General features: G+C 52.1%; 12 protein-coding genes and 2 pseudogenes. 8 read left to right on the top strand and 6 right to left on the bottom strand.

Going from position 1 to position 12,281, the window contains the following annotated elements; genetic code table 11:
• Nucleotides 1-38 precede the first annotated feature (38 nt).
• The 6 genes from ACJ8PE_RS23905 (at nucleotide 39) to ACJ8PE_RS23880 (ending at nucleotide 5,388) form a co-directional block, all read left to right on the top strand.
• Nucleotides 39-257, top strand: a complete 219-nt coding sequence (locus ACJ8PE_RS23905) for a hypothetical protein (RefSeq protein ID WP_442536901.1) — start codon at nucleotides 39-41, stop codon at nucleotides 255-257.
• Nucleotides 250-804 carry a phospholipase D family protein gene (locus ACJ8PE_RS23900; RefSeq protein WP_442536900.1) on the top strand — a complete coding sequence of 185 codons (555 nt, stop codon included), beginning with the start codon at nucleotides 250-252 and terminating at the stop codon, nucleotides 802-804. Before ACJ8PE_RS23905 ends, ACJ8PE_RS23900 begins: the two co-directional genes overlap by 8 nt.
• 13 nt (nucleotides 805-817) lie before the next feature.
• Nucleotides 818-1,609 (top strand): TraX family protein, encoded by a 792-nt coding sequence (locus ACJ8PE_RS23895; RefSeq protein ID WP_442536899.1) that lies wholly within the window; start codon nucleotides 818-820, stop codon nucleotides 1,607-1,609.
• Nucleotides 1,610-1,767: 158 nt separating this feature from the next.
• Nucleotides 1,768-2,019: a replication regulatory protein RepA gene (gene repA, locus ACJ8PE_RS23890; protein ID WP_160126138.1), complete on the top strand. Its 252-nt coding sequence runs from the start codon at nucleotides 1,768-1,770 to the stop codon at nucleotides 2,017-2,019.
• Between the two features lie 430 nt (nucleotides 2,020-2,449).
• Entirely contained in the window at nucleotides 2,450-3,397 is a 948-nt protein-coding gene (locus tag ACJ8PE_RS23885; protein ID WP_442536898.1) for a Replication protein, read from the top strand.
• 1,001 nt (nucleotides 3,398-4,398) lie between these two features.
• The gene (locus ACJ8PE_RS23880) at nucleotides 4,399-5,388 is read left to right on the top strand and encodes a pesticin C-terminus-like muramidase (protein WP_208061515.1); all 990 of its coding nucleotides are present in this window, start codon (nucleotides 4,399-4,401) and stop codon (nucleotides 5,386-5,388) included.
• Nucleotides 5,389-5,438: 50 nt separating this feature from the next.
• On the opposite strand, the gene ACJ8PE_RS23875 is transcribed toward ACJ8PE_RS23880, so the two are convergent.
• A complete protein-coding gene (locus tag ACJ8PE_RS23875) occupies nucleotides 5,439-5,864 on the bottom strand; it encodes a hypothetical protein (RefSeq protein WP_019456410.1) in 426 nt (141 codons plus the stop codon).
• 109 nt (nucleotides 5,865-5,973) lie between these two features.
• On the opposite strand from ACJ8PE_RS23875, the pseudogene ACJ8PE_RS23870 reads away from it, so the two are divergent.
• Nucleotides 5,974-6,111, top strand: a pseudogene (locus tag ACJ8PE_RS23870) (hypothetical protein); the annotation flags it as partial.
• A 62-nt stretch (nucleotides 6,112-6,173) separates the two neighbouring features.
• Here ACJ8PE_RS23870 and umuC read toward each other — a convergent pair.
• Entirely contained in the window at nucleotides 6,174-7,409 is a 1,236-nt protein-coding gene (gene umuC / locus ACJ8PE_RS23865) for a translesion error-prone DNA polymerase V subunit UmuC (RefSeq protein ID WP_442536937.1), read from the bottom strand.
• Nucleotides 7,410-7,532: 123 nt separating this feature from the next.
• Nucleotides 7,533-8,753 carry an IS91 family transposase gene (locus ACJ8PE_RS23860; RefSeq protein ID WP_442536897.1) on the bottom strand — a complete coding sequence of 407 codons (1,221 nt, stop codon included), beginning with the start codon at nucleotides 8,751-8,753 and terminating at the stop codon, nucleotides 7,533-7,535.
• 467 nt (nucleotides 8,754-9,220) lie between these two features.
• Between ACJ8PE_RS23860 and ACJ8PE_RS23855 the strand changes: the two genes are divergently transcribed.
• Nucleotides 9,221-9,460, top strand: coding sequence for a hypothetical protein (locus ACJ8PE_RS23855; protein WP_442536896.1), 240 nt, complete (start codon nucleotides 9,221-9,223; stop codon nucleotides 9,458-9,460).
• A 695-nt stretch (nucleotides 9,461-10,155) separates the two neighbouring features.
• Here the strand turns inward: ACJ8PE_RS23855 and ACJ8PE_RS23850 are convergent.
• The 3 genes and pseudogenes from ACJ8PE_RS23850 to ACJ8PE_RS23840 all read right to left on the bottom strand — a co-directional run.
• Complete coding sequence (locus tag ACJ8PE_RS23850; protein ID WP_442536895.1) at nucleotides 10,156-10,380, bottom strand: helix-turn-helix domain-containing protein; 225 nt, start codon at nucleotides 10,378-10,380, stop codon at nucleotides 10,156-10,158.
• A gap of 781 nt (nucleotides 10,381-11,161) precedes the next feature.
• Nucleotides 11,162-11,375: pseudogene (locus ACJ8PE_RS23845) on the bottom strand (Tn3 family transposase); the annotation flags it as partial.
• A gap of 141 nt (nucleotides 11,376-11,516) precedes the next feature.
• On the bottom strand, nucleotides 11,517-12,281 hold a 765-nt coding region (locus ACJ8PE_RS23840), incomplete at its 5' end, for an IS91 family transposase (protein ID WP_442536894.1).

The raw sequence follows: 12,281 nt of genomic DNA, 5'->3' as shown, positions 1-12,281 counted from the left end.
GCCCCTGCCCCGCACGGCATTACCTAAAGGAAGAACGGATGAACACAACCCAAAACGTATCAACGACGCAGGGCGTCTTGTTAAACGCAGCGGTCTTGCTGTCTGGGGCCGCGGCGCTCTGGGGATATGTGCAGTGGGACGTGCTGAGCGATCAGCCGCAGTATTGGCGCAATGCGCTCGTCCCGTTGCCGCTGTTGGTCCACATGGGCATGAAGCACCTGAAGGCGCGGCTGAACAGGGCGGATGAGCATGAATAAGACGCGGCGACTCCCCGCCCGCGTGTTTGGCGTTGCCGCCCTGGTGCTCAGCGGCTGGCTGCCGGCGTCGCCTCTGTTGGCGGCACCGGCGGTGCAGGTGGGGTTTTCGCCGGAAGGGACGGCGCAGCAGCTGGTACTGAGCGTTATCGGCGAAGCGCGGCGCGATATTCGCCTGATGGGGTACGCCTTTACTTCGCCGGAGGTGGCGCGGGCGCTGATTGCGGCGCACCGGCGTGGGGTGGTCGTCGGGGTGGTGGTCGATGCGAAGGCCAACCAGAACGGCGCCGGCCGGGCGGCACTGAACCTGCTGGCTAACGCCGGCGTGAACGTCAGGACGGTGAACAGCTATAAAATTTTGCACGACAAGGTGATCGTCGTGGATGGCGTGACGACAGAAACGGGAAGCTTTAATTTCAGCCGATCGGCACACCGCGCCAACTCGGAAAATGTGGTGGTGCTGCGCGACATGCCGGAAGTGGCCAAACAGTACCTGGCTCACTGGCAATCCCGTTGGGCGCAGGGCCAGGACTGGCAGTCGACTTACTAAGAAAGGAAATCGGATGGCAATGTTCGATCCGCACAGCGGAAAACTACAGCAGGTACGCGAGGTAGTGCGCTTCACCCCCCTGCAGCAGGACGTACTGAAATTTTTGGCATTGGTGTTGATGGTTGTCGATCACGCCAACCGCGCGCTGGGGCTAAATGAGCCGGTTCTGCTGCTGCTGGGGCGGGGAGCATTTCCGCTGTTCGCCTTGCTGTGGGGGTACAACCTGGCGTCGCGGCCTGTCCGGCAGGCGCAGGCGACTCGGCTGTGGATATGGGCTGTGGTTGCGCAGCCGGGCTATTGGCTGGTGATGCGTCATGACGGGCTGGCATTTACCGATCCGAATATTTTGTTCTTGTTTGCGGTGGTAACGCAAGTATTAGTGTTGGCTTCACGGCCAATAAGCAAAGGCTCGCCAAATCCGTTGTTGGTCGGTGGCGTTCTGCTGTTTTTGTGGGATGTATATGGTGCTACAGACGGAACTTACGGTACTGCCGGCATTTTGGTGTTGTTGGCCAGTTATGGGTTATGCGTTTCTCTTCCGGGGTATGTAACGACTGTTTGGCCGGTACGGGGCCTGTCCATCATCTCCTGGCCCCTTAGTGTGTTGATGCTCAACGCCGATCTACCTGTCTCGCTGATGCTGGCCGGCCTTGTGATACCGACACTGTTGATTATGGGGTCGTTCCCACTGGCTGTTCCTGGTGTCCAGGGCAATCACCGGCGCCTATTGCCGCGAGGATTTTTCTTATACGGCTATGTAGGTCACTTGTTGATGCTGGCGTTGCTCGCCTGGTTGGTTCGTTAAGACGGTAAAAAAATCGGTGATGCAGATCTCAGTATGTAGGGCAATATCCGCCAATATCATATGTTCTGGACAGAAAAGATCGCTTTGAAGCTGCTAAGCCAAGGTTTTTGTAGTAGTCTCTGCTAAATGATCCTTTTTAGATCCTTGGGGAGGCTGAAATGACACAAGCCGTAAGCGTAGTAACTTCCTCATCGAGAACGAAACGTTCCTATCGTAAGGGGAGTCCGTTGAGCGCCGCTGAACGGCAGCAGATCTCTCTGGAACGGAAGAAAAGCACACACAAAGAAGTACGTGTTTTTGTTAGAGACTCACTCAAGCATCAACTTCAAAGCATGTGTGAACGAGAAGGTATTACACAGGCCGAAATGATTGAGCGATTGATTGAAATGGAGTCGACAAGACACATTTGAAATGCAACGACATCACATTCTTGATCGTTGTAGCCGTGAGTGCTAGATTACTGATCGTTTAGCAGAATTTTTGGTTGGCCACGCCGCAAGGTGGCAGGGAAGGGGTTCCGAGGCTGTTATCGGAACACTGAAAAGCAAAAACCCCGATAATCTTCTCTATCTTGGCGGACGGGAAAGATTAACGGGGCTCACTTAAAACTGTATAGAAGCGTTGCTCTATGCAGGGAGTATAGTTTTATGCCTTTTAAAGGTCAACTCCTTCGGCGCAACATAAGCGAAGGGCTATTTGAATAGCCAACTTGCGAATGTTGAGCACCATATCAATGAATCCCGTAGCTCCCGGCGTGGCGAAGCTAATGCGCTTCGGCGTGGGCAACAAAAAATTCATCGTCGTTACACCCCAAATCTGTGCTGCCGGGTGCCGAAGGGCATGGCGAGCAAAGTGGTGGCGCGCATGAGCAGTCACGACTGGCGGCGTAATGATGACCTGATCGGTCTGCGCCGGCAGGGTTATATCCCTTATACCCAACGCAACAACCCGGACTATCGTCCCAAACCGATGCGGATTGCTGCTCGTTCGGAGAGCCGCGAGGCGCTGACGGTGCTTTCCCTTGTGCTGGGTGCCAACTGCGACTACAACCCGGACAGCGACTACCCGTTCGAGATCATGCTGCCGTTCGAGGATGTGGCCAAGGCCATGGGGGTACTGCACGTCTACGAAAGCGGCCGCAAGGCGTATGACGTGGCGCTGCATGCGCTGTCGGTGCTCGAGCAGCTGGACTACCTCATCGTGTCGCGCGGGCAGGATACTGACACTGGTCAGAACAAGCCGCTGCGCATCTGGTTGACAGAGAACTTCTTCACCAGTCGCGGCATCCAGGTGGACGAAATTCGCCAGTGGCTGAATCAGTACCGGCTGTGGGCGATTAAAAACGGCCTGACCGAAACGCTCAGGCAAAAGTACGAGCGCCACCTTGCGCGCATCGCGCATCTAGGGATCGACATCGAGCGCAAGCACTCGCTGAAAAACCGGCTGAAAAAGATCCGGCGCTGGGTGGTGAGTCCCGAGCTGCAAAACCTCAAACGTAACGCGGAGCAGGTGATTGGCAACGAACTGGCCAGGCGGCAGCAGAACGAGCAGCGGCTGGATACGCTGCTGGATGACACCGCTGCCGGCATCAAAAAACTGGCCGCCGCCCGGCGTCAAAAGCAGAACGGCTTTTATCAGGCCTGGGTGCAGTGGACGATGGGCAGCTCGCCACTGAAGGCCATGGAGCTGGAAAATACGCTCAAACGTGAACAGCCAGGACTGCTGAACAGCGATCCGGAGGCGTTCTATCGGCTGCTGCTGGAGCGCGCCGGCGCCATTCCAGGCTAATTTCCCGAACATACCGTGCCTTACCCTGCCTGACCTGCGGGGATTTTGTGCTGCCTGTTTCCCGCCGCGGATGCCTGGTTGGCCATTGATCCGGCCTGTTTCGGCAGATGCCGGCATGATTTTCGCGACCGCCGACGTCGATCGGGGACGCAGACAATAGCGATCGACGAGGAATAACCCTTTAACTTCGACATTAACTTCGTAATCCGCATTAATTTCGAAAAGGTACTCAGCAATATGCTTAATTTCGAAGGTTGTTTCTGAACAAACTAAGCCCTTTAAAAAGGGAGTAACTCAGCGCATCGACTTACGCCGTTGCCCCTGAGTACCTCCCTCACTTCGCTCGGGCAAAAAACAACATCGCCCTTAACATCCCAATCTCACTCAGCAAAACCTGAAGTACCTCCTGCAGCAACAGCTGCAGGCAAAAGACTCTGCACCCAAGCAGGAACCGTCGAAATTTCTCAGCTAACCGAACTCACCAACCTCAGCACCACAATCCTCCGACCACCACTGAAAAGCGGCCCCGCCCCGGCCCAAAGGGCCGGAACAGTGTCGCTTTTATGATGGATGTTGTATCTAACAATTTCGGCGCTGCCAGAAGTGTTGCTTCAAGTTCAACGTACACGCCCGTAAGCGGCCCTCACGGCCCGCTAACGCGGAGATACGCCCCGGCGGCGACTACGCCTTGCCGTGGCCACTCCGACGGCGCACACAAAGATACACATCGCGTTTAGCAGAACTGGCTTTGCAGGGCGAAGGGCTGGATAGGCAATTCCTATCAGGTCTGGGCGGCTACGCCGCGTTACCGGCGACCCTGACCTGATGGTGTTCTATTGCCGCCCAGCTGTCGCCTTCATGCGCTAACGCGCATAACGCGCTGCTGTTGTGTGAACAATGGCACAACACGGCTCAATCGCTGAAACGATATCGACAAGGTAATTTACTGGTTGTGCATACAGTTGTCTGCGCGCTTTTTTAATCGCAACGAGGAATTTACTATGAGTGATACTATTGTCGTTATCGGTAAACCCACGTCCCCTTCAGCGCCTGATGGCGTGCCTGTCACAGGCGGAAACGCCGGCGGCGGGCTTAATTTCCCAGTACCGTTTCATATCGCCGGTCATGATGATTTCATGGTTCTTGCTATCAATAATGATGTCTTTGATGCCACGAAACGTAACCAAAGTACCATCGATCCGTTGACAGGCGAACTCCCTTACGACGATACCGTCTCTATCGAGCGCGGTGATAAACGCCTGTTACTGACGTACAAGAATTTCAGTGACGCCCTGAACGAGCTTAATCGCCTGGGCGATGTCTGGAAGCAGGGGTCGATGATCCTGGTCTTATCTGACACTACGTTCATCACCTTCGGCGACGTCAACCAGATGACCTCATTCCTGTCCAACTCTAACCGGATCGCCAAAACGGAGTTTATCCGTGAGAAAGAGGGTTTTCATGCGGCCGGCTATGTTCCTCGTGATGCGGCCGGTAATGCTTTAGGCCAATCCGGCGTGACAATTGGCGTGGGTATTGACCTTGGGGGGCGTACCGCTCAATCCATGCTGAATGACGGCGTGCCGCAAAATCTGGTCGATATTTTAACGCCATACCTGGGACTGAAAGGGCAATCCGCGGTCGATAAGTTGAACCAGTCTCCCCTGTCATTGCCCGAATCACAGGCGATGGACATCTCCAATATTTATGTCAACCAATACTCAGCCGGCATGGCCAGCCGTTATTCCTCGGCGGCCGGCAGCCCGTTTAGCGCATTACCACTCAACACGCGTACTGCGATCGTCAGCGTTGCCTATCAGTATGGTCAAAACCTGGCGCAGGCGGCCCCCACGTTCTGGAGCTATGTCACGCAGAAGCAGTGGGCCAATGTGGTTAATGAACTCAACAACTTCGGAGACGCCTATCCGACGCGGAGGCAATCGGAAGCGGCATTGATCCAATCCGATATCAATAGCGGTAAGTTGAAATAAACTGGCGCCTGGGAATTATGCCTTTCCAATTCCCAGGCATTTTATTTGGATCACTGCGCCGATGCACATGCTGAATTTTCGGCAATGACCTGTATAACCTTGTAAGTTCCCTGGGAACTTTTCTTCACAACCAGCTCCTGGCTGTTGTTGTAAGTCGGAGGGCCAGGTAACGCCTTGTCGTTAAAGCAAACCGTATAGGTTTCTTTCTGTTTGTCTTCATCCAACACTTTCAACGCGTAAATCCAGCTCTTGTCCGAATTAGTTGCAGTTGCCATTCCTTTCTCACTGGAAACTGTGATGCTTTTTAACTCAGTTAATGTTGTGCCCTGTTTCAAATGACGCGGCCCCAGAGAGTTGTGAAAGGAGGTCATATCCAGACGGTTGAGAATTTCAGCGCTTGTGTTGTCGGCTGTTTGAGCGATGGAATAAAAACTGCTGCATAAAACCAGAGTTGCCAGCACTGCTCTTGTTTTCATCCTGCTTGTCCTTTTCAAAGTGATATGACGTTCTGTGATGGTAGCATCACAGATGCCACATTCCAATGAAAGTGATAATCGCTATCATCAAGCAGCGTCCACGTTTTGTTTATGGGGTTTGAGGGCCAATATAAGAGGAATGCCGGCGGAGCAACGGCTTGCCGAACGTCAGCAAAAAGCTAAACCACAGCTGAAAACCCTGTCACGACACTCGGAGCTGGCGAAGGCGTTCACGTATGCTCTGAACTAGTGGCCGGCCCTGACGTACTAGGGGTCAGTTTGGATATCGAAAAACGGTGATATAGAAGGTTACGTCAGCCTGGCGACGGGAATATCGCTGAGTCGTGTCGTGTAGCAGGGGGAAAGCAGTTCGCGGCGCATTGCCCAAACTTTATTGATCCCTTGGCCGGCAAACCAGACTTTCCCCAACCCGGAGTGATTTATGCCATCGACCGCTTTCATCAATTTTTCGCTATCGGCGCGCGGTGGATGTTCGTCGAAGAGATCGATCTGGCCGGGTTTGTCGCAGAAATCGTTCAGCATGATCCCCGCTTTTTGATAGCGAAACCCATCGCGCCAGATGGACTCGATGGCTTTCAATGCCGCGGCCACGATGTCGCGGGTATCTTGCGTGGCCAACATGAGCTGGACGCTGTGGCTGTTGGCGTAATACGGTTCATGAGGCGCAAAGGGGCTGGTTCGCACAAAAACTGAAATGTGTCGGCAATATTGTTTCTCTCGGCGAAGTTTTTCGGCCGCACGCTCTGCATACTGGCACACTGCCTGGTGCATGTCCTGCAGCTGTGTGACGCGCTGGCCAAATGACCGGCTGACGATGATCTGCTGCTTTGCCGGCAGCGCATCGATCGAGATACACGGCACACCGTTCAGTTCACGCACGGTGCGCTCGAGCACAACCCCGAACGTTCTGCGTATCAACGCCTGGTTGCTGTCGGCAAGCTGCAGTGCAGTCGTGATCCCCATCGCATCCAGCTTTTTGGTCAACTGGCGCCCACATCCCCAAATTTCGCTGACCGGCAGTAACGCCATCAACCGTCGTTGTCTATCCCGGTTTGTCAGATCAACGACGCCACCAGTAGCCGGCCAGGTTTTTGCGGCGTAATTTGCTAGTTTGGCAAGGGTCAGAGTTTGGGCAATACCGATCCCGCAGGTGAGGCCTGTCTGCTGCAGCACAGTATCGCGAACACGATGGCCAAAATGTTCGAACGACTCGACTGCATCGATGCCAGATACATGTAAAAATGCCTCATCAACACTGTAAGCTGTTGTGGGCGCTAGTGATTCTAAAATAGTCATGAATCGCATCGACATGTCACCGTACAAGCCGAAATTGCTAGAAAAAATAGTAACATTTTGATTTTCAATGATTTCCTTTGCCTGGAAGTATGGCATTCCTCGTTTCAACCCCAGGTTTTTTCCCTCGCGGTTGATTGCCACCAGGGCAGCGTCGTTATTCGAAAGAACGGCCACAGGACGCCCTTTCAGATCCGGACGGAAAACCTGTTCATGGTTAGGAAACTCAATCGCACCTTTTTGAGTTTCCTAACCATGAATAACGGCAAGGAGGAACCCCATATGGTGCGGACTGTCGCACGGTCATGCGGAAAAATGCCTGTTTTGCTGTATTTTTCATCTAAAATCCGTTTTTCAGGCGCACTTATCCAGAGCCGGTGCCTGAAGCCATCGTTTTTTCGCCATCCGTTGCAGCCTGTCAGAGAGCAGTTTGGTGGCATGCTCGCCCGCCATGGCGCCGGCAAAACGCAACCGACCTCTGCAGAGGATACACTGGTACGGATCGGTGCCCAGGAAGCCTTTCATCAGCACCGCGAACCCGGGACGTTTCGGTTTTTCCCTTACCGTCATCGCCAGCGCGTCGTAAACCTTCGGCAGCAGCGAGCCCCGCTTGCGGTTGGCCAAAAAACCGTAATAGCGCACCATCTTAAAATGCCGCGCCGGAATATGGCTGACGTAACGCTGCAGCATCTCCTCCTGGCTGATTTTCTGGCGTTTGTGCTGCTGTGTGCGGTGGTCGTAATACTGATGCACCACGGCACCGCCGCGGTAGTGGCGAAGCTGAGAAGCGGCCACCGGCGGGCGCTTCAGGTACCGGCCAAGGTATTTCACGCTACGCCAGACACCGCGGGTCTTTTTGGCAAAATGTACTTTCCAGGCACGGTGATATTGCGCATGCAGGTAGCGGTGCCACCGATCTTCATTACGGATATGGCCGAGACCCGGCAGGCTGCCGGGGTTGATTTGGGCATAGTTGTCGCGCAGCAGGTAAACCACGGCGGTGCGCCAGATGGATTCTACCTCTTTCTTTTTGAAGAACAGCTGCCGCCAGGTGCTGTGTTTGACGTCAAGACCACCGCGGGTGACGGAGACGTGGATATGCGGGTGCTGATTGAGCTGCCGGCCGTAGGTATGGAGCGCACAGAAGATACCGACTTCGATCCCCTGTTGGCGCGTCCAGCGGAGCATGGCGCGGGTGGCGCAGCGGAACAGGTCATTGAGCAGGGGCCAGTTGTTGTTGAAGAACGGCCACAGCAGGTGAGGCATGGTAAACGTAATGTGCTGCCAGTCACAGTCGGGCAGGATGTGCTGCTGTTCGGCGATCCACTGCTCGGTGGCCTTGAGGCCACAGCTGCTACAGGCTTTTGACTTGCAGCTCTGGAAGAAGCGGGCATGGGCGCAGTCCGGTGAGGCGCAGCAGTAACGGCGCACGCCCATGGCGCAGGTGCCACAGGCGAGCATACGTTCGACGGCGAGTTTGGTCCAGTCGCTGAGGGTGTGGCCGTGTTTGTCGAGATAGCGGCTCCAGCCATCATCATGTTGGAACAGCAGCTTTGCGGGGCGGGGAATGTACATGGTGCAGAGTTTACAGGGCGGCAGGGAACAGGAAAAGGGCGTCGGCGCCAGCCGGCTCACGCCACAGGTGTGCTCATTTTATGCGGGAGTCAACGCAGCGGGGGCATGCGCCACCTCGCGGGCGGTCTGTCAAACGGCACCGGCGTTGAGGTGAGGCTGAGGCTTAAAGACGGTTGAGGCAGCAGCGCTGCCGTGCTCGCCCCGTAGGGGCGCTACGTTCTATACATTTATCCTAACAGTGCGGTTTAATTGATCTAAGATGATGAATGAACTGAATATCAGGAACGCTCCGCGTAGAACGTGATATATTACCCCCCTAAAAGGAGAAAACGCTTTGCTGTGATTGGAACAGGGGAACTATCTCAGAGTGGAGGAACTGACAGGAAGGCCAACTCCCTTTCAAAATCTTGCACTCAATCGAAGTAGGAAACAGAAATATATTCACTGTCTAGTTTAGAGGGGGGGAGATGAAATTAGATCAAGATAGATTGTCTGAGTTATCAACGGCTATTGGAAGAACTGTTCTTGACTTGGTTTTTTCTGGAGTTACTATTAACAACCTTTCAATTGCAAAACAATTACGATATTTTGCTTTTCGGACCAAAGACCTACAGTACATGGGAATTTTACTTGATGCGGCTGAATTATTAAAGAACAAAAAAAATCATATTATTGATGATTCGCGAACACCAAAATGGGAGGAATGATCTTCCGGGCTGACCCTGGAAATAATTAAATTAGGGTGTATCAATAAAACGGTTGATCTACTTAATTTTATTGACGATAAAGATTAACGCATCCCAACCTAAAAGTGGACAAAATCGCCATATCTTTCCCATAATCATATGTCACTGTCAGGAAGATCAACTGGAATACTGAAGGGGCACTAACACTATCGGGTAATGGAATCTTATTCATGTGTAACCAGTTTTGGATCAACTTTAGCACAGGGTGAAAACCTTAATAAAAGATATGTAGCACGTTTCTTTTCGACAGATTAATATTTCTTGACCACCATTCAATGCTGTACCGGTAATCATTGAAACTGCTAGATTTCATGCCGGCAGGGGATCATGCTCAACACATGAACATCCGATTCCACCCGAACAGATTGCAGCCCTTGAGGGCTGGCACCGACAAAGTCGTGATCGCCGTGTCTGCGACAGAATTCGCTGTGTGATCCTTTCGGCTCTGGGTTGGTCTATATCCATGATTGCGCCGTCCCATTTGATTCATGAGACCACTGTTCTGCGCCATATCGAGGATTATCTTGATGAGGGCAAGCTAACATCTGAAAATGGTGGCTCTCAGGAGCACATCAATTCTGTGCACTCAGCAGGATTAATTTTGTTGCTGACCGCTGACGTCCATATTTAGCTCCACTAGGACTCAGCCTCATTATTCATCTACAGCATATCAACTCCTTTGCCCTTTCAGTTCTAAGCCACGTTAGAAGTGACGCTGTATTTCTAAATCCCAGATCTTTCATTATTTTTTTTTTGTAATAGCTAACTGTTTTTCGATGAATGCCAAGAAATCTGCCGATGTCAGATGAATCCATACCAAAAGAAAGATATATCAAAATGTCTCGCTCCCGCTCGGTTAGTTTTAAATTAACTGTATTCATAAGTGTACCTATGGTTAAATTTGATTTAACTTTATGTAAAGATGTGAATTATTACACGCCTAATTAATTGTATCTTCATGGTTTAAATACAGGCCATATAAATTTTTAACTTAGCATTATAAGGCTAACAAGTAGCCTGGCATTACTAATTGATCAAAATTAACTTATCCCCCTGCATAGAGCGAACACGGCAACGCTGCTAAAATCAACGTCAGTTAATGGTCATAGTTCGCGGCGTTAGCTGGCTCATAGCCGCTATTACAACAAACATTCCTATACCCTCTTCAATTCGAGCTATTCATCACCGAAGCCATGCTTGCCTGTAGCACTTCACCGAACTTTACCTATCCCCGTTTGCCATAGCTGTAAAATTGCGGTGCTGATTAACGGCTTCCTAGAATCTCCCTCCATAGCAGTGGCATCCGATGTAACGGAAGGCTTCATCTTTGCAGCATAGTACCGAGTGTGCACGCCAAAATGCACTAACACCTTCAATTATAATACAGATATACTTATAAAAAACAAATGTAAAAAAAATAGATAAAAAAATTAATCCATTCAAAAACAATAACTTGCCGTTTATTTTGACATGATATATTCTTAACGGTTATAGTGTGTTATTAGGATTTTTAATTATTTTCTTATCTCTTGACCGGAGACACGAGGGCGGCTGGATGATGGGAAGTAAAGAGAAAAATATTGAAGAATTGATTAGAGCTGATGTTGTCGAATTTTTCAAAACAATAATACTTGATTTAACCCACTGTTCATGGTTGGGAAACTCCCCGTTCAAAATGTCCTCCGATAACGAAAATGTATAATGATCCAACATATTTACATGGCCATTTATCAGCGGGGATAACCTTGTCAGCTGTTCCTCCTCAGGTATTTCGTCCGACTGGCGAAGATGTGACAGCGCCTCCTGCATGTAAAGCGTGTTCCACAGCACAACCGCATTGGTCACCAATGCCCAGTGCACCCAGTTTATCTTCTTGATGGTTAGGAAACTCAATCGACCCTTATTGGGTTTCCTAACCATGAACCGTGGCAAGGAAGAACCTCATATGGTGCGGCCTGTCGCAGAGTAATGCGGGAAAATGCAAGTTTTGCTGTTTTTTTAAGCTAAAACCTATTTTTCAGGCGCACTCATCCAGATAAGGGGTCTGAAGCCATCGTTTTTTCGCCATCCGCTGCAGCCGGTCAGAGAGCAGTTTGGTGGCGTGCTCGCCCGCCACGGCACCGGTAAAACGCAACCGGCCCTTGCACAGGATGCACTGGTACGGATCGGTACCCAGGAAGCCTTTCATCAGCACTGCAAATCCGGGTTGCTTCGGTTTTTCCCGTACCGTCATCGCCAGCGCGTCGTAGACCTTCGGCAGCAGCGAACCGCGCTTGCGGTTGGCCAGAAAGCCGTAGTAGCGCACCATTTTAAAATGCCGCGCCGGAATATGGCTGACGTACCGCTGCAGCATCTCTTCCTGGCTGATTTTCTGGCGTTTGTGTTGCTGTGTGCGGTGGTCGTAATACGGATGCACCACGGCACCGCCGCGGTAGTGGCGCAGCTGAGAAGCGGCCACCGGCGGGCGCTTCAGGTACCGGCCGAGGTATTTGACGCTGCGCCAGGCACCGCGCGTCTTTTTGGCAAAATGCACTTTCCAGGCGCGGCGATATTGCGCATGCAGATAACGGTGCCACCGATCTTCATTACGGATATGACCGAGGCCCGGCAGGCCTCCAGGGTTGATTTGCGCGTAGTTGTCGCGCAGCAGGTAAACCACGGCATTGCGCCAGATTTGCTCGACCTCTTTCTTTTTAAAGAACAGCTGCCGCCAGGTGCCGTGTTTGATGTCGAGGCCGCCGCGTGTGACGGAGACGTGGATATGCGGGTGCTGATTGAGCTG

It is taken from the genome of Serratia sp. CY74737 (assembly GCF_052166775.1).
GTDB classification, from domain to species: Bacteria; Pseudomonadota; Gammaproteobacteria; order Enterobacterales; family Enterobacteriaceae; genus Serratia; species Serratia ureilytica.
The sequence above is the reverse complement of the archived record's forward strand: the minus strand, read 5'-3'. Positions and strand labels throughout refer to the sequence as shown.